Source organism: Streptomyces sp. NPDC060209, from assembly GCF_042728155.1.
Lineage (GTDB): Bacteria > Actinomycetota > Actinomycetes > Streptomycetales > Streptomycetaceae > Streptomyces.
Map to the genome: position 1 here is coordinate 1 of NZ_JBHWZS010000008.1, position 23945 is coordinate 23945.

General features: G+C 71.2%; 19 protein-coding genes. 8 read left to right on the plus strand and 11 right to left on the minus strand.

Annotation, left to right across the window (positions count from 1 at the left end; genetic code table 11):
- Window positions 1-61 precede the first annotated feature (61 nt).
- The 9 genes from ACFWFI_RS02975 to ACFWFI_RS03015 form a co-directional block, all read right to left on the minus strand.
- Window positions 62-2866, minus strand: coding sequence for a hypothetical protein (locus ACFWFI_RS02975; RefSeq protein WP_387384725.1), 2805 nt, complete (start codon window positions 2864-2866; stop codon window positions 62-64).
- Entirely contained in the window at window positions 2863-3975 is a 1113-nt protein-coding gene (locus tag ACFWFI_RS02980; protein WP_387384727.1) for an ATP-binding protein, read from the minus strand. The genes ACFWFI_RS02975 and ACFWFI_RS02980 overlap by 4 nt, the downstream gene beginning before the upstream one ends.
- Window positions 3976-4070: 95 nt before the next feature.
- Window positions 4071-5513 carry a vWA domain-containing protein gene (locus ACFWFI_RS02985; RefSeq protein ID WP_387384729.1) on the minus strand — a complete coding sequence of 481 codons (1443 nt, stop codon included), beginning with the start codon at window positions 5511-5513 and terminating at the stop codon, window positions 4071-4073.
- Complete coding sequence (locus ACFWFI_RS02990; protein ID WP_387384731.1) at window positions 5510-6901, minus strand: hypothetical protein; 1392 nt, start codon at window positions 6899-6901, stop codon at window positions 5510-5512. The genes ACFWFI_RS02985 and ACFWFI_RS02990 overlap by 4 nt, the downstream gene beginning before the upstream one ends.
- Complete coding sequence (locus ACFWFI_RS02995) at window positions 6901-7404, minus strand: hypothetical protein (RefSeq protein WP_387384734.1); 504 nt, start codon at window positions 7402-7404, stop codon at window positions 6901-6903. The genes ACFWFI_RS02990 and ACFWFI_RS02995 overlap by 1 nt, the downstream gene beginning before the upstream one ends.
- Before the next feature lie 132 nt (window positions 7405-7536).
- Window positions 7537-8193: an alpha-ketoglutarate-dependent dioxygenase AlkB family protein gene (locus ACFWFI_RS03000; protein ID WP_387384736.1), complete on the minus strand. Its 657-nt coding sequence runs from the start codon at window positions 8191-8193 to the stop codon at window positions 7537-7539.
- On the minus strand, window positions 8190-8747 hold the full coding sequence (locus tag ACFWFI_RS03005) for a type 1 periplasmic-binding domain-containing protein (RefSeq protein WP_387384738.1): 558 nt from the start codon (window positions 8745-8747) through the stop codon (window positions 8190-8192). Before ACFWFI_RS03005 ends, ACFWFI_RS03000 begins: the two co-directional genes overlap by 4 nt.
- 46 nt (window positions 8748-8793) lie before the next feature.
- Window positions 8794-9303, minus strand: coding sequence for a methylated-DNA--[protein]-cysteine S-methyltransferase (locus ACFWFI_RS03010; protein WP_387384740.1), 510 nt, complete (start codon window positions 9301-9303; stop codon window positions 8794-8796).
- Window positions 9304-9305: 2 nt separating this feature from the next.
- Entirely contained in the window at window positions 9306-10871 is a 1566-nt protein-coding gene (locus tag ACFWFI_RS03015) for an AlkA N-terminal domain-containing protein (protein WP_387384742.1), read from the minus strand.
- Window positions 10872-11024: 153 nt separating this feature from the next.
- Here ACFWFI_RS03015 and ACFWFI_RS03020 point away from each other — a divergent pair, with 153 nt between their 5' ends.
- Both ACFWFI_RS03020 and ACFWFI_RS03025 read left to right on the plus strand, forming a co-directional pair.
- Window positions 11025-11471, plus strand: coding sequence for a Fur family transcriptional regulator (locus ACFWFI_RS03020; protein WP_387384744.1), 447 nt, complete (start codon window positions 11025-11027; stop codon window positions 11469-11471).
- A 25-nt stretch (window positions 11472-11496) separates the two neighbouring features.
- Window positions 11497-12963 (plus strand): catalase, encoded by a 1467-nt coding sequence (locus ACFWFI_RS03025; protein ID WP_387384847.1) that lies wholly within the window; start codon window positions 11497-11499, stop codon window positions 12961-12963.
- Between the two features lie 113 nt (window positions 12964-13076).
- On the opposite strand, the gene ACFWFI_RS03030 is transcribed toward ACFWFI_RS03025, so the two are convergent.
- On the minus strand, window positions 13077-13454 hold the full coding sequence (locus tag ACFWFI_RS03030) for an ankyrin repeat domain-containing protein (protein WP_387384746.1): 378 nt from the start codon (window positions 13452-13454) through the stop codon (window positions 13077-13079).
- Window positions 13455-13655: 201 nt separating this feature from the next.
- Here ACFWFI_RS03030 and ACFWFI_RS03035 point away from each other — a divergent pair, with 201 nt between their 5' ends.
- Entirely contained in the window at window positions 13656-15206 is a 1551-nt protein-coding gene (locus ACFWFI_RS03035; protein ID WP_387384748.1) for a sugar transferase, read from the plus strand.
- A gap of 72 nt (window positions 15207-15278) precedes the next feature.
- On the opposite strand, the gene ACFWFI_RS03040 is transcribed toward ACFWFI_RS03035, so the two are convergent.
- A complete protein-coding gene (locus tag ACFWFI_RS03040; RefSeq protein WP_387384750.1) occupies window positions 15279-16262 on the minus strand; it encodes a GDP-L-fucose synthase family protein in 984 nt (327 codons plus the stop codon).
- A gap of 115 nt (window positions 16263-16377) precedes the next feature.
- Here ACFWFI_RS03040 and gmd point away from each other — a divergent pair, with 115 nt between their 5' ends.
- Genes gmd through ACFWFI_RS03065 form a run of 5 tightly spaced genes read left to right on the plus strand, consistent with a single transcriptional unit; the run spans window position 16378 to window position 23942 of the window.
- Complete coding sequence (gmd, locus tag ACFWFI_RS03045) at window positions 16378-17391, plus strand: GDP-mannose 4,6-dehydratase (protein WP_387384752.1); 1014 nt, start codon at window positions 16378-16380, stop codon at window positions 17389-17391.
- 35 nt (window positions 17392-17426) lie between these two features.
- Entirely contained in the window at window positions 17427-20168 is a 2742-nt protein-coding gene (locus ACFWFI_RS03050; RefSeq protein ID WP_387384754.1) for a LamG-like jellyroll fold domain-containing protein, read from the plus strand.
- Window positions 20165-22420, plus strand: coding sequence for a LamG-like jellyroll fold domain-containing protein (locus ACFWFI_RS03055; RefSeq protein ID WP_387384756.1), 2256 nt, complete (start codon window positions 20165-20167; stop codon window positions 22418-22420). Before ACFWFI_RS03050 ends, ACFWFI_RS03055 begins: the two co-directional genes overlap by 4 nt.
- Entirely contained in the window at window positions 22417-23118 is a 702-nt protein-coding gene (locus ACFWFI_RS03060) for a hypothetical protein (RefSeq protein ID WP_387384758.1), read from the plus strand. The genes ACFWFI_RS03055 and ACFWFI_RS03060 overlap by 4 nt, the downstream gene beginning before the upstream one ends.
- On the plus strand, window positions 23115-23942 hold the full coding sequence (locus ACFWFI_RS03065; RefSeq protein ID WP_387384760.1) for a glycosyltransferase family 2 protein: 828 nt from the start codon (window positions 23115-23117) through the stop codon (window positions 23940-23942). Before ACFWFI_RS03060 ends, ACFWFI_RS03065 begins: the two co-directional genes overlap by 4 nt.
- The last annotated feature ends 3 nt before the right edge of the window (window positions 23943-23945 follow it).

Sequence of the window (23945 nt, forward strand, 5' to 3'; positions counted from 1 at the left end):
GGCACCGGTGTGCGGGCCTGCCAGCGGTCGATCACGGAGCCGTGTCTCCCGGTCCGGCTCGTCAGCCTCCCGTCAGCAGCAGTTCCACCGCCGCCGCCGTCTCCGGGTGGCGGCCGACGAGTACCGCGCCCGAAGGCTCCGGTGTCTCCGCATCCCATGTGCCCTCGCAGCCCAGCAGCTCCGCCACGCTGTCGCACGTCTCCGGGTGGGCCCCGAGCAGTGCGGCACGGCGGGCACTGCCGCCGCCGGTCACCGCCGGCACGGCCTGCGCTCCCGGGCCCGGGGCGGCCTGCCACGGCGGGACCCAGGCATCCAGTGCCGCGAGACGGCCGGGAAAGACGCGTCCGGCCTCACGGATCAGCAACGGGGCCAGGTCTGCACCCTCGGACCGCAGGGTGGTGATCAGTGTCGGCAGCCAGGGCAGCAGCACCGGATCCGGCAACCGCGCGAACGCGTTCGAGACCGCTTCCACGACGAAGTCGGCCAGCTGCGGCACCGGCTCCAGGGCGTGCAGGAATCCGCTGAGGTACCGCGGATAGGCGGGCACCACCAGCGGATTGGCCAGCAGTCCGTCGCACCGCTCCCTCAGCTCGGCGCGGGAGAGCTGCCCGAGCTGCACCTGGGCCGCCCACAGCAGCGCCACCCTGGAGGGCTCCTGGGGGTGCGACTGGGCGAAGGCCAGATCCAGCTGGGTCCGGTCGCAGCCGAGCGACAGGGCCAGGCTCTCCATGCTGAAGAGGAATCCCAGCATCGCGGCGACCTGACGTACGGTCGCGTCCTCGTCAGTGAACGCCGTCGGCAGGAGCGTGCAGTAGTGCGCGTACCCCGTCTTGGCGAAGGACTCGATCCACGACGGCAGCACCGGCCGGCTGATCCGGTAGTACGCCAGGAGCCGGCGCACCCTGCGCAGGACCTCCGGCGCCCCGTCGACGCTGCGCTCGGTGGCCAGCACCTCCAGGGCGCGGGTGCCCAGCTCGTCGGCCAGGCGCCCGCTGCGCAGATACAGCACGGCGTCCTCGACGGCCCCGAGGACCTGAGCCGTGGTGGCGTTCGGGGCGTACGCGGCACGGCGCAGGCGCTGCTCCAGGACCTGCTCGATGCTGACGCCCTCGTAACCGAGCTCGATGAGCGCCCGCTGATGTGTGCCCAGCGCCAGGTCCCAGGACTCCTGCACCGACTGCTTGCCGAGCTCCCGCTCGCCCATGATCGGCCGTGCGGCACCGTGCGGCATCAGGTGGCGCAGCATCCACAGCACGTCGGAACACTGCCGCAGTTCCGGCTGGGAGGTCAGGTCGAGCAGGGCCCGCTGGACTCCGCGCTGCTGGAGCTTGAGATCCAGCGGGGCGAGGCGGTCGTGCACGTCGCGGGCCAGCGGTGGCAGCGCGTCGTAGCCGACCTGGCCGATCCTGTCGCCACCCATCAGGATCTCCACGAGGCGGCGGACGTCGCGCCTGCCCGGCACGGTCTCCTTCTCGATGCAGGTGACCGCCGCGTCCTGGAAGTCGTACGGGGTGGGCCTGGCCCGGTCCCGCATGCCGGCCAGCAGGATCGACGTCTCGAACACGGCGATGGCGTCGGCGGTGGAGGCGAGGTAGCCGTTACGGCGGGCGGAGCGCACGATCTCCACGGACCAGCCGAGGAGTTCCGCCTCGTCCAGCCGGTCGAGGGCGGGCGGGCTCTGCAGGAAGCCTGAGAGCTTGTCGGAGGGTGCTCCCGGCGCTACGGGGACAGCCGGTGCGGCGGTCTTCCTCGGCTTCGCCGTCTTCTTGGCGCCCGCCTGGCCCGCGAGCCGGAACGGCTGCACCCGGGTGCGCTTGAGGTTCTTCGCCCACTGGGTGGCGGCGATCGACACGGAACCGGCGGCCAGGCCGAACTGTGCCTCGATCGCCGCATGGCTGGACGGGATCAGGCCGTGCCGCCAGGTGCTCTCGCTCGGTGGGGTGATCTCGAAGGTGTCGCTGCCGCCGACACCGAACTCCTCGACCCGGCTCGACGCGTGGAACGCGCCGCAGACATAGAGACAGTCCTCGGGATCGGTGCCCGTCGCGGCGAGGTGCTCACGCATCCGGGTCCACATGTAGCGCTCCCGGTCCTCGTCCACCCGGACCCGGCCCATGTCCCCGGGGGCCAGACGGCGGAACAGGCTGCCGATGAGGAGCATGACCTGGCGGTAGGTGTCGTGGTCGCTGTCGCCGAGCGGCAGCTCGACGTACTGGTGCCACCACTCCGACCAGTGCCGCACGCGGCCGTGGTGCAGCAGGTGCTCCTCGAGTTCGGCGAAGCGGGGCCGCAGGTCGCCGATCTCCACGCCGACGGCGTCGCCGTGCAGCGCCGCCTCCTCCTCCGCCGGCCGGTCGTCCGGGCCTGCGGGCTCCTTCTCGCCCGCCTGCCACTGGAACACGTGGTCGGAGGACCGGTCCACAAGGACCAGCTCGACGCCCGGGGTGTCCAGCGCGTAGGCGATGGCCTGGTATTCGGCCGACGCCTCGGTGATCGGGGCCACGACCGACAGGGGTGCCCATTCCGCGGGGAAGCCCTTGACCTCGCTCGCGAACGCCTGGACGGCCACGGGCAGCCGGCAGTTGCGGAGCTCCGACAGCAGGGGCGCCATGTCCTCGCACAGCTCCAGATACACCACCTTCGGCTGCTTCTCCCGCAGCCGCCGTGCCATCGCGACCGCCGACGCGGGCGAGTGGTGGCAGACGGGGAAGATCTCCAGAGGCTCGCGTACGGCGCGGTCGACGTCGTCGACGATGCCGAGGAGGATGCCCTGGAGGGCGTCCGGGCCGTCTGCGAACTCCGTCGCGGCATCCTGCAGTTGCCCCCGCAGCGCCTCGAAGGGCGTCCCCTCGCTCAGGGCACTCATGACAGAGTGGCGATCGCGTCGCGGCCGCCCTCCAGGAACTCCGGCCAGCTGCCGCCCTCCTCCTTGCTGCGCGGCTCGACGACGCCGTGCAGGTACTTGTTGAGGATGGCCAGGTCCTCGGGTTCGCGCCGCGCCAGCGATCCGACGAGCGAGGAGGCGAGGGTGCGGGCGGTCAGCGCGCGTTCGCCGAAGAAGTTGCTGTGCAGGATGGCGTCCTCCAGTACACCGATCTGCTCGGCGCTCGACAGCGCGGACTCCAGCTTCTCGTCGTCGCTGCCGGCCGCGGCGGCGGATGCCCGCAGGTCGGCGAAGCTCTGCAGCAGTACGTCGAGGAGGGTCGGCGGCACGTCCAGCTCGATCTGATGGCGGCGCAGCAGTTCCTCGGTGCGGAAGCGGACGATCTCCGCCTCGCTCTTCTTGTTCGTCACCACGGGGATGCGGACGAAGTTGAAGCGGCGCTTCAGCGCGGAGGACAGGTCGTTGACACCGCGGTCGCGGCTGTTGGCCGTGGCGATGACGGAGAAGCCCGGCTTGGCGAAGACGATGTTGTCGCTGTCCATCTCCGGGACCGAGATGTACTTCTCCGACAGGATGGAGATCAGCGCGTCCTGGACGTCGCTGGTGGAGCGGGTGAGCTCCTCGAAGCGGCCGATCGCCCCGGTCTCCATCGCGGTCATGATCGGTGAGGGGATCATCGACTCCCGCGACTGGCCCTTGGAGATCACCATGGACACGTTCCAGGAGTACTTGATGTGGTCCTCGGTGGTGCCGGCCGTGCCCTGCACCACGAGGGTGGAGTTACGGGAGATGGCGGCCGACAGCAGCTCGGCCAGCCAGCTCTTGCCCGTGCCCGGGTCGCCGATGAGCAGAAGGCCCCGGTCCGAGGCCAGGGTGACGATGGAGCGCTCGACGAAGCTGCGGTCGCCGTACCACTTCTGGGGGATCTCCCGGTCGAGGCCGTCGGCGCGCTCGGATCCCAGGATGAACAGGCGGACCATCTTCGGCGACAGGCGCCAGGAGAACGGCTTGGGGCCGTCGTCCACCGACTCCAGCCAGTCGAGCTCCTCGGCGTACTTGATCTCGGCAGGGGCGCGCAACAGGTCGGACATGTCTGTAAGCCTTTCTGAGTTTTAGGGGTTCGGCCGCACCTGGGCGGGGGCTCTCCGGGGCCTTCCGGCCCGGGGTCCCGGCCCGGGGTCCCGGCCTAGGTGAGGAAGGTCTTGAGCTCGTGGACGAGCTTGCGGATGTGGCCGGAGAGCACCGGCGTCCCCTGGTCCTTGAAGCGCTCCCTGAACCACGGGTTGACGCTGGCGCGGCCGGAGCTGGTCACGGAGCCGACCGGGATGAATTTGGCCCCGGAGCGGTGGATGGCGGCCATGCTCTCGAACAGCGGCTCGGTCTGCCATTCGTAGAAGTCCGAGATCCACACCACGACCGTGTTGCGGGGCTCGGCGATCTTCGGCTGGGTCAGTGCCATGGCGACCGTGCCGTCGGTGCCGCCCCCGAGGTTGGTGCGCAGCAGGGTCTCGAACGGGTCGTGCACCCATGGGGTGAGGTCGAGCGCCTGGGTGTCGTACGCGATGAGGTGGACGTCCACCTTGGGCAGGCCCGCGAAGATCGAGGCCAGGATGGTGCAGTTGACCATCGAGTCCACCATCGAGCCCGACTGGTCGACGACCACGATGAGCCGCTGGGGCGTCGTCTTTCGCGTGGTGTGGCGGTAGAAGAGGCGGTCGACGTAGAGCCGTTCCTCCTCGGGGTCCCAGTTGGTGAGGTTCTTCCAGATCGTGCGGTCGAGGTCCAGGTTGCGGAACACCCGCTTGGGCGGGACCGAACGGTCCAGGGCGCCGACGGTCGACTTCTCCACCTGCGTACGCAGTACCTCCGCGACCTCGTCGACGAAGCGGCGGATCAGCGCCTTGGCGTTGGCCAGGGCCACCCCGGACAGGTTGTCCTTGTCGCGCAGCAGCTGTTCGATCAGCGACATGCTCGGCGTCAGCTGACCGGCCAGCTGCGGGTCGGCGAGCACCTCGCGCAGCCGCATCCGCTTGACGAGCCCGGCCTCGATGGAGCCGAGCTCCGGGCCGATCTCCGGGATGAGCCTGCTCAGATCGGGAGTCCTGCCACCGCCGCCCGTACCGGTCGGGCTGACGCCCGCCCCTCCGGCGCGTCCGCCGCGCAGTTCCCCGGGCCTGCAGCCGAGCGCGCGCTCCAGCCAGCCCGCGTCGGACTGCCACCGGGACAGCTGGCCCGCGGTGACGGTGCCGGGCGGGGAGTGGAAGACGTTCAGCAGCACCTTCGACACGAGCGCGGCGCGCCGCACCTCGGCGGCCCGGTCGCGGGCGTCGTCGTCCGACGCCCCTTCCTCCGGTTCCGCGGCGGCTTCCCCGTCCGCGTCCGGCACCATCAGTCCGTCGAACTCGGCGGCCAGCTCGGGATGGCGCTGCACCACGGAGTCGACCGACGCCTGCGGGTCCAGCAGCTTGGCAGGCAGCCCGATGTCCTCCACCACGGCGAGGCTCGCCGACTCCAGGGCCGCCTGCTCCTCGTGGTCGAAGAGCCGGGCGAGGAGGCGCCAGTACATGACCTGGCGGCGGTTGTCGTGCGAGGGCTCTCCGGTCGTCTCTGAACTCTGCTGTCCGGTCATTTCCGCAGCAGCCTTCCCGCGCGCTCGCTCAGCACCTTCGCGGCATCGGTGGCGGCCTTCTCCGCCCTGACCCCGGCCTTGTCCGCCGTCCCTCCGGCCCACGCCCCCGCGTGCACCGAGGTCACCTTCTTGCGCACCGTGGTCTCGACGGCGAGCGGCTGTACGCCGAACGCCCCGGCATCCCAGCGGACGAGCGCGATGCACGCGCCGGACCTGGCGACGGCCTCGGGTGTCAGCGGCCCGGCGGCCGGGATGCGGTCGGTGTCGACGACCAGTTCGAGCCCGGCGACCGTGAAGGTCAGTACGCCGTCATCATCCGTCCGAGCGGTGTAGCCCTCGAGGAAGACGGGGACGGCGATGCGCGCCGGGTGCCGGTCCAGGGGTGCGGTCACCGGGGCCGTCGCGGTGGGCAGGGCCACGCGGGCGGTGGCGAACGCCTCGGCCGGCTCACCCGTGCGGGCGTGCTCGTCGCTCCAGAGGAGGTCGCCCTCGGCGGTGACCGGCATACCCGTGACGTGCATGGAGCGGCCCTCGCCGGCAGCCGCGAGGAGCGACATGTGCGGGCGCAGCAGCTGCCAGATCCCGGCTCCGACGACCGTGTCGGGCTTCGGCACCGACACACTGGCGCGCACGAGGCGGGAAGCGGAGCCGTCCGCGGGCTCGAACACCGCGTGCACCTGTGCCTGCGCGGCGGTCGCGTGCTCCTGTACGTCGATGCCGAGGGGCAGCAGGCGCCCGTCGGCGGTCCCGCTGACCGGCGCACCGGCCGCGCCGGGCATCGTCAGCAGCATCCCGCGCGACCAGAGGTCGGCCCAGCGGCGTACCGGGAAGCGCTCCATCGACGCACCGGGACAGGACGCCGCGAGTTCGGCGGCGAAGCCGTCCAGAAGGGTCGCGAGGCGGCGCAGGGACGGGTCGGGAAGCATCGCGGAGACGACCTCGGCCGCCCCGGACACCACCTCGTGGTCGATGCCCTGCCATCCGCAGCGCGCCAGATCGGAGAGCCAGGCACGGGCTGCGGTCAGCAGATTCTCCGTCGGCCGCACACCGGCCGCGGGTGCGGCCTCGATGCCACGCGAACGGCCGGCCGCCTCCTCGACACGGGTCAGCAACGCGTCGTGGACGGAGCCGAGCAACGCGGTCCGCGCCCCGGCCAGGGCCACGAAGTGGTCCTCACCGGCTGCTCCGGCCGCCGCCTTCGCCGCCGCTTCGGCGACCCGGGCGGCCAGCGGAGTCCCCACGACGGCGTCGGCGAGCCGCGTCGGGCCGGCGGCCTCCGCCGGCTGGGGGCGGAGCAGGCCGGCGACGAGAGCCCGGTCGAAGGCGTCGACGGCCGCGAGGGCTTCGTCCAGTCCGTCGACGGGCTCGGCAAGCAGGTCGGCGCGCATCACGCCACCGCCCTGGTCGGCGGGAAGAACTGCATCTCGGGCAACGGCAGTGTGGCCGGGGCGTGTTCGAGATAGGCCAGGTGGCGCAGGAACCTGCTGAAGACGGATGCGGCGGCCTTCGTCGTGTCCATCTCCGGACGGGTGCTCCTCATGGCCGAAGCCAGCACGGCCCCGTCCGCGTCCCCCTCCGGCACCTCGACCTTCAGATACCGGACGACGCGCTGGGCGCCGTACTGAAGGACCGCCTCGTTGACCAGGGCGCCGATGTGGTTGCAGAACGATCCGCGCGCACCGCCGCAGGGCCGGTTGTTGTTGGTGCTGCAGGCGAACGCGTAGGACCCCGCGGCGACGGACGACACGTAGACCCGCCCGATGTCCGAGCCGCTGGACACCACACCCTGCAGGCGTCCGTCGGCCAGCTCGACGAACGGAACCTTGGCGAGCTTGCGCGGTCGCGCGGGCGGTATCACCCGTGCCGTGCTCGACCTCTCCCAATCCGACAACGCGCCATCTCCAATGCACAACTAAGGGGTCGTCCCCGCCGGACCAGCGGAACACGACTGAACCTACTGGCGCCCACTGACAACGCCGTCTCCCCGGCCGGGGAGACGGCAAAGGCTCCGTCACCACCCGGGCTACGCGAGCCCGGTGACCCGCATCGTGATGTTCAGCCGTCCCGATTTCAGTCCGGTGGCCGGGTCACCGGTGCCCTCGTGGATCTTGGGCACCCCGTGGTACGCGAAGCGCGAAGGGCCGCCGAGGACGAACAGGTCGCCCGAGCAGAGTTCGATGTCGGTGTACGGCTTGGTGCGGGTCTCGGTGTTGCCGACGCGGAAGACACAGGAGTCGCCGATGGACAGGGAGACGACGGGGGCGGACGACCGCTCGTCCTTGTCCTGGTGCATGCCCATCCGGGCCTGTCCGTCGTAGAAGTTGATCAGCGCGGTGTCCGGGTCGTAGCCCTGCGCGGAGGCCTCGTCGCCGTACGCCTCCAGGTGGGCGCGGCGGCCCAGCCGGACCATCCAGTCCGGGAACTCGGCAACCGGCCGGCCGTTCACGTCGTCCGCCGTCCGGGTGTACCTGTACGGCTGCCAGTGCCAGCCGACGCAAACGGTCCGAACGGACATGACACCGCCGCGCGGCAGCCGGGTGTGACGGATGGGGACGGGACCGGTGGCCCATGCGCGGCACGCCGTGACCAGCTCGCGCTGCTGCGCGAGGGTGAGCCAGCCCGGTATGTGCCAGGCGCCGGGGGCGACTTCCATGGCGGGGCGCGGGATCAGGGCGCTCATGACGCCACCTGCCCCGGCGGGTAGGAGGTGACCCAGCGGTGACGTACGTCCCAGGTGCCGCCGTCCGCCGTGGCGCCGCGCAGGCCGTGCACGGTGCCGGGGCCCGCGAGTGCCGGGAGCCGGGAGTCCTGGAGGGAGGCGAAGGCATAGGTGCGGGCCGGGTCCCCGTCGGTGGAGTGGCTCAGCCGACGGGCCAGTTGGGCGAAGCCGGGCAGTGCCGCCGCCATCACCCAGGCGTCGGGGAGCCCCCTCGTCAGCCGGGTCGCCGGCCGCAGCCAGGAGGCGGCCGTCTCGGGCCAGTCCACCGTGGTGAGGACCGTGCCGCCGAGTGCGCCCCACGCGGTGGCGAAGGCGTCGGCGGCGGCGCGGGACGCGGCGTCCCTGCTGTGGCCCACGGAGACCGTTTCGATCCCGGGCTTGCGGTGTCCCGTCAACAGGCCTACCAGTGCGGCGAGTTCCCTGGCGGTGTGCGGGGTCGGGCCGGGCGGCTCGCCGCACGCGGCCAGGTCGTGGGCGCTGATCAGCGGGGACGCGTGGTCCGTGGAGGTGTTCATGGGGTGGCTCTCCTGGTGCGGGCGGGTCCGCCGGGGGATCCGGCGGTCAGGCCGCCTGGTGGTGGTTCTCCAGGTCCAGGAGCAGCCGCTTGCGCTCCAGGCCGCCCGAGTAGCCGGTCAGGGCGCCGCTCGCGCCGATCACGCGGTGGCAGGGGCGTACGACCAGCAGCGGATTGGCGCCGATCGCGGTGCCGACCGAGCGCACGGCCATGCGCGAGGCACCGATCCGCGCTGCGATCTCGCCGTAGCTGAGCGTGGTGCCGTACGGGATGGCCTCCAGGGCCTTCCACACGCGCCGCTGGAAGTCGGTGCCGCGGCCGGCCGCGTGCTCGATGCCGAAGCCGGTCCGGCTGCCCGCGAAGTACGCGCGCAGTTCGGCGGCGATCGTGGTGAAGGCCTCCGCGTCCCGCGTCCAGCCGTCCTGGACCGTCGCGCCGCCCTTCTGGCCCGGCACCGAGAGCGAGGCGAGGGCGGTGCCGCCCCGAGCGGTGGCCGACTTCTCGCCCACCAGCAGCAGCTCGCCGAGCGGGCTGTCGATCGTGGTGTAGAGCGTCATGGTCACGGTCCTTCCGTGTTCTTCGTCGTATACGTCAACTGTGCGGGTTTCGCGGCCATGCGGCTGGCGGGATTCGGACGTCGTGCTGCCGCGACGCGGTGCCGGTCCGCAGTCGCGTTCCAGAAGTGCTGCATCGCGTACGTGCGCCAGGGGCGCCAGGCCTCGGCGTCCACCGCCTCGGCGCCCGCCTGCCGCATCCCGGCCCGGACGGCCACATCGCCGGTCAGCAGCACGTCGGGGTCTCCCAGAGCCCGCATGCGGATGTAGCCGGCGGTCCAGGGTCCGACGCCCCGCAGGCCCAGGAGCGCCTTCTCGGCCCGGTCCCGGTCGGCGCCCGGGTCCAGCCCGATCGTCCCGTCGGCCAGGGCGGCGGCGACGGTCCGCAGGGTGGCGCGCCGGGAGCCGGGCATTCCCAGCTCGTCCAGGCCGGCTTCGGCCAGGTCCCCGGGATCGGGGAACGTACGGGTGAGTGCGCCGCTGGGCACCTGGAGGGGCGCGCCGTAGGCCGTCACCAGCGCACTGCCGAGCCGGCGCCCGGCGGCCACGGAGACCTGCTGGCCGAGGACCGCCCGGACGGCGAGTTCATGGACGTCGGCGGCACCGGGGGCCCGCAGTCCTGGCGTACGCGCGACGAGCGGGGCCAGTGCGGGATCCGCGCCCAGGCGCTCGGCGACCGCGTGGGGGTCGGCGTCCAGGTCGAAGAGCCGGCGCATCCGCTGGGTGGCGGTCGTCAGGTCACGCAGATCGCCCAGGTGTAGCCGGCACTCCAGCCATCCGTCGCCCGTCCTCTCCCGGACCTCGGCGATGCCGGCACCGTTCGGCAGGCGCAGTGTGCGCCGGTAGGTGCGGTCGCCCCGCTCACCTGTCATCTCCTCGATGCCGGTGAGGGCGCGGACCGCGAGGTGGTCGAAGATCTCGGCCGCGGCGTACGGGCCCCGGTGCGCGAGCCGCAGCGGCACTCCCCCGCCCCCGTCGGAGGTGCCGACGGAGCCGAAGCGGGAGGAACGGCCGGGCCGGGCGGTGCGCAGCTCGCCGGGGGTGAGCGCGTAGACCTCCCGCACCGTGTCGTTGAACTGCCGCACGCTGGCGAAGCCGGAGGCGAACGCGATCTCGGCGGCCTGCAGGGTGGTGGTCTGCAGCAGGACCCGCGCGGTGTGGGCCCGCTGGGCGCGCGCGAGTGCGATGGGCCCAGCGCCGACCTCGGCGTTCAGCTGGCGCTGCACCTGGCGGGCGCTGTAGCCGAGGCGCGAGGCCAGCCCGGCCACGCCTTCGCGGTCGACGACCCCGTCGCCGATCAGCCGCATCGCCCGGCCCACCAGGTCCGCGCGCGCGTTCCAGTCCGCGGAGCCGGGCACGGCGTCCGGGCGGCAGCGCCGGCAGGCGCGGAACCCGCCGCCCTGGGCGGCGGCCGCGGTGGGGAAGAACGTCACGTTCATCCGCTTGGGAGTGGTGGCAGGACAGCTCGGGCGGCAGTAGATCCCGGTCGTGGACACGGCGAAGAAGAACTCGCCGTCGAACCGGGCGTCGCGGCTGGTCACCGCCTCGTACCTGCTGTCGTCACTGGTCATGCCTCAAGGGTGCGGCATCGCGCGTCCCGGTGCTGGCGGGAATCGGACACGACGTCCTCCCCCGCGCCCCAGGGGCCTCGGGTCCGCGAGGACACCACAAGACTTCACGCCCCATTGATTGGAATCATTCCAGAAAAGTGGTTGACTGCGTACGTGATCGAAACCGAGGCCAGGACTCTCCTGCGCGGAGCGTCATTGCGGGTGACCCGCCCCAGGGTCGCCGTGCTCTCGGCGGTCCACGAGGCCCCGCACTCCGATGTCAGTACCCTCCTCACCCTGGTACGCACACACATCGGCGCGGTCTCGACCCAAGCCGTCTACGACGTGCTCAAGACGCTCGTCGACGCCGGGCTGGCGCGACGGATCGACCTGCCGAATTCTCCGGCACGGTACGAAGGGCAGTCCTGGGACAACCATCAGCACGTGGTCTGCCGCTCGTGCGGCACGATCGCCGACGTCGATGTCCCACCGGGCTCTCCGCGCCTCGAGGCGCCCCAGGATCACGGGTTCACCGTCGACCACGTAGAGGTGACGTACTGGGGCCTGTGCCCCGGATGTCAGACCGAGCGCGGTCAGCGGGATCCGGAGTCGGTGCACTGAAGTTTTCACACTGAGGAGCAGGAAAATTTCTGACAACACGAAGCCGTTGACCACTGCCGCCGGCGCACCGGTCGCGAACAACGAGAACGCCGTCACCGCCGGTCCGCGCGGCCCGATGCTGCTCCAGGACGTCTGGTTCCTGGAGAAGCTGGCCCACTTCAGCCGTGAGGTCATCCCGGAGCGTCGCATGCACGCCAAGGGGTCCGGTGCATTCGGCACCTTCACGGTGACGCAGGACATCACCCGGTACTCCAGGGCCGCGCTCTTCTCCGAGGTGGGCAAGCAGACGGAGCTCTTCGCCCGCTTCTCGACCGTCGCCGGTGAGCGCGGCGCAGCCGACGCGGAGCGCGACATCCGTGGTTTCGCCCTCCGGTTCTACACCGAGGAAGGCAACTGGGACGTCGTCGGCAACAACACGCCGGTCTTCTTCCACCGCGACCCCCACCACTTCCCCGACCTCAACCGCGCCGTGAAGCGCGACCCGCGCACCAACCTGCGCTCGGCGGAGAACAACTGGGACTTCTGGACCAACCTCCCCGAGGCCCTGCACCAGGTCACCATCGTGATGTCGGACCGCGGCATCCCCGACGGCTACCGCCACATGCACGGCTTCGGCTCGCACACCTACTCGTTCATCAACGAGAGCAACGAGCGCTTCTGGGTGAAGTTCCACTTCCGCACGCAGCAGGGCATCAAGAACCTGACCGACGCGGAGGCCGCCGCGGTCGTCGCCGACGACCGCGAGTCCTCGCAGGCGGACCTTTTCGACGCCATCGAGCGCGGCGACAACCCGAAGTGGACCTTCTTCATCCAGGTCATGCCGGAGGCGGACGCCGCGACGTACCGCTACCACCCCTTCGACCTCACCAAGGTCTGGTCCAAGAAGGACTACCCGCTCATCGAGGTCGGCGAGTTCGAGCTCAACCGCAACCCGGAGAACTACTTCGCCGACGTCGAGCAGGCCGCCTTCACCCCGGCCAACCTCGTGCCCGGCGTGGGCGCCTCGCCCGACCGCATGCTGCAGGGACGGCTGTTCTCGTACGGTGACGCCGCCCGCTACCGCGTCGGAGTCAACCACCACCAGATCCCGGTGAACCAGCCCCGCGGTGCGAAGAACGTCAACACCTACCACCGCGACGGCCAGCTGCGCGTGGACGGCAACCAGGGCGCGGTCCCCGGCTACACCCCGAACAGCTACGGCCGTTGGGCCGAGCAGCCGCAGTTCGCCGAGCCCGGCCTGGCGATCGACGGTGCCGCCGCCGACCGGTTCGACTATCGCGAGGACGACGACAACTACTTCGAGCAGCCGGGCAACCTGTTCCGGGCGATGACCCCGGACGAGCAGGACGCCCTGTTCGGTAACACCGCCCGGGCCATCGACGGTGCCTCCCAGGCCACGATCGAGCGTCACATCCACCACTGCACGCAGGCCGACCCGGCCTACGGCGAGGGTGTCCGCAAGGCCATCGAGGCCCTGCAGGCCGCCAAGTAGGGCATTTTCGGCCACCGTACGCATGGGCCCCGGGCAACGCACCGTTGTCCGGGGCCCCTTGCGTCCCAGTGACCACACCCGCGGCGCGTCCTGCTCCTATCCGAGCAGAGCCGCTATCCGAGCAGAGCCGTCTTCCCGAACATCTCCGCCGTGGCCCGCGCACTGGGCGTCCCCGCGTCGAGATCGGCACCCGCGGCGATGAGCGCCTCCACGATCGCGTCCTCGCCCTTGAACAGGGCCCCAGCGACGGGTGACTGGTCCCGGGCATTGCGCAGATCGACATCGGCGCCGCGCCCGACGAGCGCGCGCACCGTCTCCGTGCGCCCGTGGTACGCGGCGAGCATCAGCGCCGTGTTGCCCTCCCGGTCCTGGACATCGACCGGCAGTCCGTGATCGAAGAACTCCAGCAGTTCCTCCGTGCGCCCCTGTCGGGCCAGATCAGTCACGATCACGACGAGCCGGTCGGTCTGTTCCTGGGAAAGCGGTTCCATGCCTCCAGTCTAGGAGCGCCCCCAGGGAGCGGCCGGCCGGAGCGACGCGGATCACAACGTCCGTCCTGTCTGAACTTCACGAGAACTCCAGCGAAATGGCACGTGTGTGGATATCGTGCACCGAGCGAGGGCGCATCCGTCAGTCCATGGGATCGGCGGATGCGCCCCGTTTGTGGGGATGCAACTGTGGCTGGGGGGTTCATGGGGCATGTCGAAATACCTGAATCGGATATATCCGGGCCTGTCGGGCTGGCGGGGGCACCACGACCGCGTACCGCCGCTTCCCGGAATCGCACGGTGGCTCCAGGGCAGTTGTGGAGAGCCCCGACGACCGTTGAGCGCGACCACGTGGAGAGACCGCGGGCGAAGAAGACGCCCGATCCGCGTGTGCCCTTCCTCGTCCTGACCGATCTGCTGGGCCTGGGAGTTCCCGCCTGGCTCGTGCTGCGGGCCGGCGACCAGCCGGGGCCGCTGGCCGCCGCGACGTCCGCCGCACTGGTGTGGACCGGGGTGCGCGCGGCGCGCGGCCGGTACGCGCGGCGGCTGCCGGGGGAAACCGTCGGGGCGCCGTACGCCGCCTTCGGCGACTGGCTCGCACTCATCGGGGTGCTGGCCGTACTGCTGGCCGTGACGGGCGGGGGCCTCGACCCGGCGACCGCCGTCGCCGCGCTGGTGCCCGGCCTGGTCCTGGCCGTCCTCGCCGGGGTCGCGGGCCGGTTGCGGCGGACCGAGGGGCGGCGGGGGGCTCGCCGGGTCCTGGTGGTCGGAGAGGCGGCGGGCCTGGACCGGGCGGTGAATCTGCTCAACTCCCGTAAGGATCACCCGTACACGGCGGTCGCCGTGGTCCCGGTGGGTCCGGCGGCGCCGGACTGCGGGACACCGGTACCGGGTCGGCTGGCGCCAGAGCCGGCCGACGACGACGTGTCCACGGTGCTCGGCGGCGCCTTCGCCCATGACGCGGATCTGGTGCTCGTCGCGCCCGGGCCGCAGCTCGACGACGACCGGCTGCGCCGGCTGGCGTGGGGCCTGCACGACGGTGGGCTCGCCCTCTGCGTGCTCTCGGACCTGTCAGGCGTCGCCGCGACGCGGGTGCGGCCGGCCTCCGCCGCCGGGCTGACACTCCTGCATGTCGCACCGCCGCTGCGGCGCGGCCCGCAGGCCGTGCTCAAGACCGTCGTGGACAGGGCCGGTGCCGCGCTCGGGCTGCTGGTGCTCGCTCCACTCCTCTTCGGGGTGGCCGTCGCGGTGCGGCTCTCGTCACCCGGCCCCGTGTTCCACCGCCAGACCCGTCACGGCCGGCACAACAGGCCTTTCACCATGTGGAAGTTCCGCACGATGGTGGCGGACGCGGAGTCACGCAGGGAACAGCTCTCGGCGGCGAACGAGAGCGAGGGTCCGATGTTCAAGATGCGCCGCGATCCCCGGGTGACCCGGATCGGCCACGCCCTGCGCCGGACCTCGGTGGACGAGCTCCCGCAGCTCCTCAACGTGCTACGGGGTGACATGTCCCTGGTAGGTCCCCGTCCGCCCCTGCCGGAGGAGGTGTCGCGCTACGACGAGCGCGAGCTGAGGCGACTGGCGGTGCGGCCGGGCCTGACCGGCCTGTGGCAGGTCAGCGGGCGGTCGGACCTGTCCTGGCAGGAGACGGTCTCGCTCGACCTCTGGTACGTCGACAACTGGTCGGTGGCGACGGACATGGGACTCCTCGCCCGGACGGTACGCGCCGTCACCGACGGCCGGGGAGCGTACTGAGTCGTGATGGGGGGTCGCGAGGGGGGCCGCGGGCACGGGATCAGGACGGACCGCGGCCGTCCGGCCGGACGGTCAGCCCCGCGGGGCGTGCCGGCCGAGCCACCAGGCGTAGGTGCGGGCGATGCCGTCCCGCAGGGGAATCTGCGGCTTGAAACCGAGGGAGGAGAGCCGGGACACATCAAGGAGCTTGCGCGGGGTGCCGTCGGGCTTCGTGGTGTCCCAGGCGATGCGGCCCTGATATTCCGTCACATCACGTACCGTCTCGGCCAGTTCACGGATGGTGAGGTCCTCGCCGCAGCCGACGTTGACCGGCTCGGCGCCGTCGTACACCTCCAGCAGCCGCACACAGGCGGCGGCGAGGTCGTCGACGTGGAGGAATTCACGCCGGGGGCTGCCGGAACCCCACAGGGTGACCTCGGCCGCGCCGTCACGCTTCGCCTCGTGGAAGCGGCGGATCAGGGCGGGCAGCACGTGCGAGGTCTCCAGGTCGAAGTTGTCCCCGGGCCCGTAGAGGTTGGTGGGCATGGCGCTGATGTACGAAGCGCCGTACTGCCGGCGGTACGACTGGACCTGCACGATTCCGGCGATCTTGGCCAGCGCGTAGGCCTCGTTGGTCGGCTCGAGCGGGCCCGTGAGCAGCGCGTCCTCGGGGATCGGCTGCGGGGCGTGCTTGGGATAGATGCACGACGAGCCGAGGAAGAGCAGCCGCTCGATCCCGGCCGCGTGGGCGCCCGCGACCACGGCGAGCTGGATCCGGAGATTGTCCTCCAGGAACTGCACCGGACGCGTGCTGTTGGCCATGATCCCGCCCACCTTGGCGGCGGCCAGCACGACCGCGTCCGGGCGGGCGTCACGCAGGAACGCCTCGGTCGGCGCGGCCTCGCGCAGATCGAGCTCGTCCCGGCCGCGGGTGATCACCTCGTGGCCGTCGGCGGTGAGACGGCGCACCAGCGCCGAGCCGACGAGGCCGCGGTGGCCCGCGACGAATATGCGGGCGCCGGGGCGCAGCAGGGGGCGGGCGGATTCCTGGACCGGGCCGGGGTTGTCAGTCGTCATGGCTCGGATTGTGCCAGCAGCGCGACACCCGGGTGACCCTTTGCCGCATTCCACTCAGATCCAGAAATTTCGGTGACACAAACCGCCCCAAGGGCGACCACAGAAGGGGGGAGTCATGGCAAAGACCGCACTCATCACCGGCGTGACCGGACAGGACGGCTCATACCTGTCGGAGCTGCTGCTCGAGAAGGGATACACGGTCCACGGCCTGATACGCCGTTCGTCGAGCTTCAACACGGAGCGGATCGACCACATCTACCAGGGGCCCGAGGAAGCGAATCGTTCCTTCGTGCTCCATCACGCCGACCTCTCCGACGGCGTCGCGCTGGTGAACCTGCTGCGGGACATCCAGCCCGACGAGGTCTACAACCTCGGCGCCCAGTCCCACGTCCGGGTCTCCTTCGACGCGCCGCTGTACACGGGGGACGTCACGGGGCTCGGCACGGTACGCCTGCTGGAGGCGGTCCGGGCCAGCGGCATCGACACCCGGGTCTACCAGGCGTCGTCGTCCGAGATGTTCGGCGCGAGCCCGCCCCCGCAGAACGAGAAGACCCCGTTCCACCCGCGCAGCCCGTACAGCGTGGCCAAGGTCTACTCGTACTGGGCGACGGTCAACTACCGCGAGGCGTACGGCATGTTCGCCACCAACGGGATCCTGTTCAACCATGAGTCCCCGCGCCGCGGCGAGACCTTCGTGACCCGCAAGATCACCCGGGGGGTGGCCAGGATCAAGGCGGGCCTGCAGGACCGCCTGCATCTGGGCAACCTCGACGCCGTACGCGACTGGGGGTACGCCCCCGAGTACGTCGAGGCGATGTGGCGGATGCTCCAGTGCGACACCCCCGACGACTACGTGGTGGCCACCGGCGAGGGGGTCAGCGTCCGGCAGTTCCTCGAGTACGCCTTCGAGCACGCGGGCCTCGACTGGGCTGAGCACGTCCGCTACGACCCGAAGTACGAGCGCCCCAGCGAGGTCGACGCGCTGATCGGTGACGCCTCCAAGGCGGAGGAACTGCTGGGCTGGAAACCGGAGGTGAAGTCGCGCGAGCTGGCACAGATAATGGTGGACGCCGACATCCGGCTGCTCAGCGACCAGCTCACGGGGTCCGCGGTCCGGGTGGACCGGTGAGGGGGCCCCGACGTCTCAGACGCACCCGGCCCGGGGTGTTCGCCTCGGTCCTCGCCCTCGCCGCCGGCGCGCTCGGCGCCGCATCGGTCACCGCTCCCCCGGCCGCCGCGCTCACCCCGCCGGTCGGCTTCACCGCCGATGCCCTGTCCACGTACCAGACCAACGGCATCGTCTGGTCGCTGGCCGAGGCGAACGGGGTGGTCTACGCGGGCGGCACCTTCTCCGGTATCCGGCCGGCCGGCTCCCCGGCCGGGAGCAACACGACGCCCGCCGTGAACTTCGCCGCGTTCGACGCGGCGACCGGCGCGCCCACCGGCTGTTCGCTCTCCTTCACGCGCAGCAGCGGCACGGCGACGGTGCGGGCTCTCGCCGTCTCGCCCGACAAGTCCACGCTGTACGTGGGCGGTTACTTCAACGCGGTGAACGGGACGGCCGTCAACGGGCTGACCGCGATCGACACCGCCACCTGCCGGCCGCGTGCGGGCTTCTCGCCGCAGTTCGGGGCGACGGTGCGCGCCCTCGACGTCGCGGCGGACGGCACCGTCTACGCGGGCGGCGACTTCCAGACCGTGAACGGGACGGCCCGGCGCTTCTTCGGCGCGGTCACCGCGTCCGGGGCGCTGACCGGATGGAATCCGGACGCGGACGAGCCCGGCCGCACCCTGCGGGTGACCCCGGACGGGGGCAGCGTCCTCATCGGCGGTGACTTCTTCACCGTCGGCGGCACCGCCTCGCACGCGCTCGCGGTGACGAATCCTTCCACGGGCGCCGTCACCCGCGCGTACGGCGCCTCCTTCATCCCGTCGTCCGCCGTCATCAAGGACATCGTCACGGACGCGGCGTCCGACGGCTGGTACGCGGCGGGCGAGGGAGCGGGCGGGGCGTCCTTCGACGGCCGGCTCGCCATGGAACTCGACGGCTTCGACCAGCGCTGGCGGGACACCTGCCAGGGCGCGACGCAGGCACTCCGGGTCCACCAGGGCGTGCTGTACGCGGGCAGCCATGTGCACGACTGCTCGACCATGGGCGGCTTCCCCAACCAGGTCCGCAAGCATCTGACCGCCCAGTCCGTCGACGACCCGGATCTGCTGGGCTGGCTCCCGGACACCAATGACGGCATCGGTGAGCCGGTCGGACCACGGGCGCTGACCGTGTCCTCACGCGGCGGCCGGGACTTCCTCTGGGTGGGCGGCGAGTTCACCACCGTCAACGGGGTCGGCCAGCAGGCGCTGACCCGGTTCGCGAACACCCCGGACACCGGGGCGCCGGCCGCGCCGGCGGTGAGCGTGTCCGCGCCGCGGGCCGGCGAGGTCAAGGTCAGCTGGCGCAGCACCCTGGACCTGGACGACAGCCTGCTGACGTACCGCGTCTACCGCGACGGCGGCTCGACGCCGGTGTACACGACGACGGGTTCCTCGCTGTTCTTCAGCAGGCCTCAGTTGACCTTCACCGACCGGAACGTGGTGGCGGGGCGGACGTACAGCTACCGGATCACGGCGAGCGACGGCACGAACACCAGCGCGCTCTCCGCCGCCGCCCCGGTGACCGCCGCGTCCTCGGCGTCCCCCTACCAGGAGCAGGTCCTGGCGGACGGGGCCGATCTGTACTGGCGCTACGACGAGGCCGGTGGCGCCTTCGCCGCGGACGCGTCGGCGGGCGACAACGGCGGGGTGTACATGAACGCGCCGTCCTACCGCGCCACACCGTCCGCGGTGACCGGTTCCGCCGCACTCTCCCTCAACGGCACCGACGAGTACGTCTACAGCGACCGGCTGCACCACTACACCTCCCCCGCGCCGTACTCGGTCGAGACGTGGTTCCGCACCACGTCGACGAGCGGTGGACGGATCGTGGGCTACGGCAACAACATCGGCACGGAGCGCGGGCACACGAGCAGCATCTCCGACAAGCTGGTCTATCTGACGAACGACGGCCGCCTCGCGTTCGGCGTGCAGAGCGGCAGCACCCGGCCCACCATCACCTCGACGGGCTCCTACAACGACGGTGCCTGGCACCACGCGGTGGCGACACAGGGGCCGTCCGGCATGGTGCTGTACGTCGACGGGGAGGCGGTCGGCACGAACACGGCGACCGGCAACCGTTCGTACAACGGGTACTGGCGGGTCGGCGGGGACGCCATGAACAACGCCTGGCCGAACCGTCCCGCGAGCGACTACTTCGCCGGGCAGGTCGACGAGACCGCGGTCTATCCGTCCGCGCTGACCGCCGCGCAGGTCGCCGCGCACCACGAGCTGGCCGGCACCCAGCCCGGTCCCGGCGACAGCACCGTCACCGTCGTCCCGGACGAGGACGCGTACGTCAACAGCGTGGCGGCGAACACGAACTACAACGACAGCCAGCTCGCCTCGCGGGGCACCACGGCCTATCTGGGCTATCTGCGGTTCACGCTGCCGTCCGCTCCGGCCGGCCAGGTGCTCAAGAGCGCACGGCTCACCTTCCGTACCTCGTCGGATTCGACGGCGGGGTCGGCCGACAGCCACAGCATCGTGCCGGTCACCGGCGCGTGGACCGAATCGGCGGTCACCTACAGCACCCGGCCGGCGCTCTCCACGTCCGTGCTGGGGACCATCACCGGCGCGCTCTCCGTCTCCACCGGCTACTCGGCGGAGCTGAACGCGTCCGCACTGGACGGGGCCCTGGGCTCCGTCACCTCACTCGCCCTGACCAGCAGCGGGACGGACAGTCTCCGCATCTGGTCGAGCGAGGCAACCGCGGCCTACCGGCCGCAGCTCGTCCTCACCTTCGGAGTTGAATGATGAACGGAAGCACGGGGCGGAGATCTGGGGGGAGCGGCCGTGTGCGGGCCGCGTCCGCCGCGCTCTGCCTGTTCGCCGGAGCCCTGACCGCGACAGCGGCCGGGGCCTCCCCGGCGGCGGCGCTGACACCGCCGGTGTCCATCACCGCGGACGACCTCACCACCTGGCAGACCAACGGCATCGTCTGGTCCATGGCCGCGACGGACGGGGTCGTCTACGCCGGCGGCACCTTCTCCACCGTCCGGCCGCCGGACGCGGCGGCGGGCACATCGGAGGAGCCCGCGGTCAACTTCGCGGCGTTCGACGCGGCGACGGGCGCGCCGACGGGATGCAGCCTGTCCTTCACACTGTCCTCCGGGACGGCGACCGTGCGCGCCCTCGCACTCTCTCCCGACGGCGGGACCCTGTACGCCGGCGGTCAGTTCGGTGCGGTGAACGGGGTGGGCGTCAGCAACATCGCGGCCGTCGACACCGCGACCTGCACCCCTCGCCAGGACTTCAAGATCTCCGTCTCGGCGACGGTACGGGCCCTGGACGTCACCGCGGACACCGTCTACCTGGCCGGTGACTTCAACAGCGTGGGCGGCCAGACCAGGAACAAGTTCGCCGCGGTCACCACGGGCGCTGATCTGCTGCCGTGGACGGCGAACGCCGACGAGGTGGCGCGAGCCGTCCAGGTGACCCCCGACGGGCAGCACGTGGCCCTCGGCGGTGACTTCTTCACCGTGAACGGCACCACCTCGCACGCCCTGGCCGTGGTCGACGCCACCACGGGCGCGCTCACCACGAGCTACCCGGGCTTCATCCCCAACACGTCGACGGTGCAGGACCTCACGACGGACGCGACCGGCCTGTACACCGCCAACGAGGGCACCGGCGGCGGGGTGTTCGACGGCCGGATCGCCATCGACCTCGACGACTACCAGCAGCGCTGGCGGGACACCTGCCTTGGCGCCACCCAGGCCGTCCTGGTCCACTCGGGCGTGCTGTACAGCGGAAGCCACGCCCATGACTGCGCCAGCATGGGCGGATTCCCCGACCAGCCGCGCAAGCACCTGCTGGCCCAGTCCGTCGACGACCCGACGCTCCTGCCCTGGTTCCCCGACACGAACGACGGCATCGGTGAGCCGGTCGGGCCGCGGGTGATGGCGCAGACCGACAAGGGCGGCCGCCACTACCTGTGGGTCGGCGGGGAGTTCACCACCGTCAACGGTGCCGGCCAGCAGGGGCTGACGCGGTTCGCCGACGGTCCGGACACCGGGGCGCCCTGGGTGCCCAACGTCAGTCTCTCCACGGTCGCCCCGGGGCGGATCGACGTCAACTGGCAGACCAGCTTCGACACCGACGACGGTGAGCTGACCTACCGGATCTACAAGGACGGTGCGAGCACGCCCGTCCACACCGTCACGGGTTACTCGCTCGCCTGGGACCGTCCTCAGCTGAAGTGGACCGACACCGACGTGGCGGTGGGCGAGACGCACTCGTACCGCATCACCGCGAGCGACGGCACCAACACCAGTGCCAAGTCCCCGGCGCAGTCGGCGACCGTGGCCGCCTCGACGCAGGGCTATCCGGCGCGGGTGCTGTCCGACGGCGCCTCGCTCTACTGGCGCTACGACGAGGGCTCCTCCACCTTCGCGGCGGACACCACCGGCGGGCTGAACAACGGCTTCCTGCGCAACGCGCCCGCCTACCGGCAGACCCCGGCCGCGATCGCCGGCGACTCGACCGCCATCGGGTTCGACGGCGCCGGTGAGTACGCGTACAGCAACAAGCTGCACGCGTCGCCCACCCGCTTCTCGGTGGAGACCTGGATCAAGACCACCACCACCCGTGGCGGCAAGGTCATCGGGTTCGGCAACCTGACCATGCAGAACAGCACCCGTTACGACAAGCAGGTCTACATGGCCAACAACGGGCGGCTGGTCTTCGGTGTCTACAGCGGCGGCTACCGCACCGTCACCACGACGGGGGCCTACAACGACGGCAACTGGCACCACGTCGTCGCCACGCAGGGCACCGGCGGCATGGCGTTGTACGTGGACGGACAGCTCCGCGCGGCCAACTTCCTCTACACGGGCAACGAGAACTACCCCGGTTACTGGCGGGTCGGCGGGGACAATCTGAACAGCTGGCCGAACCGCCCGACCAGCAACTTCTTCGCCGGTCAGATCGACGAGACCGCCGTGTACCCGATCGCGCTGAGCGCATCCCAGGTCAGCGCGCACTACGCCCTGAGGACGGGTGAATGAGATATCCGTTCCTGGCCGGTGCCGCCGTCGCGCTCGCGACGGCGGTGCTGGCCGCCTGCGGCTCGTCCGGCGGGTCCGGCGACGGTGGCAGGGAGGCCGCGGCGGGTAGCAAGCCGTCCGCGGCGGCCTCGCCCACGCCCTCCGTGGCCGGCCCGGCGGCCGGTACGGCGGCCCCGTCACCCCAGAAGTCCGGCGGGACGCCCAAGGCGCCACCCGGGGACATCACCCCGGCCACGGGGTCCTTCACGAAGAAGCAGAAGGAGTATCTGACCGACCGCGTGCCCAAGGGGATGGACCCGGCCGCGGTGCTCCAGACGGGACAGGAGACCTGTGACAGGCTCCGCTACCTGGTCAAGGCCGACCGGGACATCGCCGTCGGCGCGATCGTCTCCGGCGAGGTCGCGGACGCGAAGCCGGCCGTTGCCCATCTCTGCCCCCGGCACCAGGACCTCGTCGACGAGGCGGCACTCGGTTACGCCGACGGCACGTACAAGGGCGCGAAGGTCCGGCCGGGACGGTACAGGGCCGCTTCCCCGACCACGGCGTGCAGCTGGCAGCTGACCGGGGCCGCCGGCAAGGACCTGGAGTCCGGCTCCTCGGCCACCGGGAAGCAGGTGGAGATCACCGTCCCGGAATCCGCCCGCACCTTCACCTCCACAGGCTGCTACGCCTGGCTGCCTCAAGGAGAAAACGGATGAGCAAGCTGCCCATCGCCGTCGCGATCCCCACGAAGAACGAGGGACTGAACATCGCCGAGGCGGTGAAGTCGGTCCTGGGCCACTTCGAGGCGGTCGTCGTGGTGGACTCCCACAGCACCGACGACACGGCGAAGATCGCGGAGGAGTGCGGGGCCGAAGTGGTCACGTACACCTGGGACGGAGGGCACCCGCGCAAGAAGCAGTGGTGCCTGGAGAACGTCCGCACGGATCTGGACTGGATCCTGCTGCTCGACGGCGACGAGCGGCTCAGTCCCGGGCTGCTGGCGGAGCTGCGGAGGATCTTCGCCGACGCGGACGGCCCGAAGCCGGCCGCGTACGACATTCCGCTGGGCTACTGGTTCTCGGGGAAGCGGCTGCGGCACGGCTACACGATCCGCAAGAGGTCCCTGACCGACCGGACCCGGTGCTACTACCCGGAGGTCGGCGACCTCGCTGCGCCCGGCATCGGGGAGGTCGAGGGGCACTACCAGCCGGTGGCGACGACGGCCGAAGCGCTGAGCAACCCCATCGAGCACCAGGACCTGGACCCCGTCACCGCCTGGTTCGAGCGGCACAACCGCTACTCGGACTGGGAGGCGTGGCTGGAGCACAACCCCGATGTCAAGGAGCAGGTACGGAAGGTGAAGTCCCGTCAGGGACAGCTCTTCCACAAGGCGCCGTTCAAGCCCCTGGTGTCCTTCGCCTACATGTACGTCTACCGGAGGGGCTTCCTCGACGGGCGTGCGGGCCTGGACTTCGCGCTCGCGATGAGCTTCTACCGCTGGCAGATCGCGCTCAAGTCGCGGGAGGGACAGAGCGGTTGAATG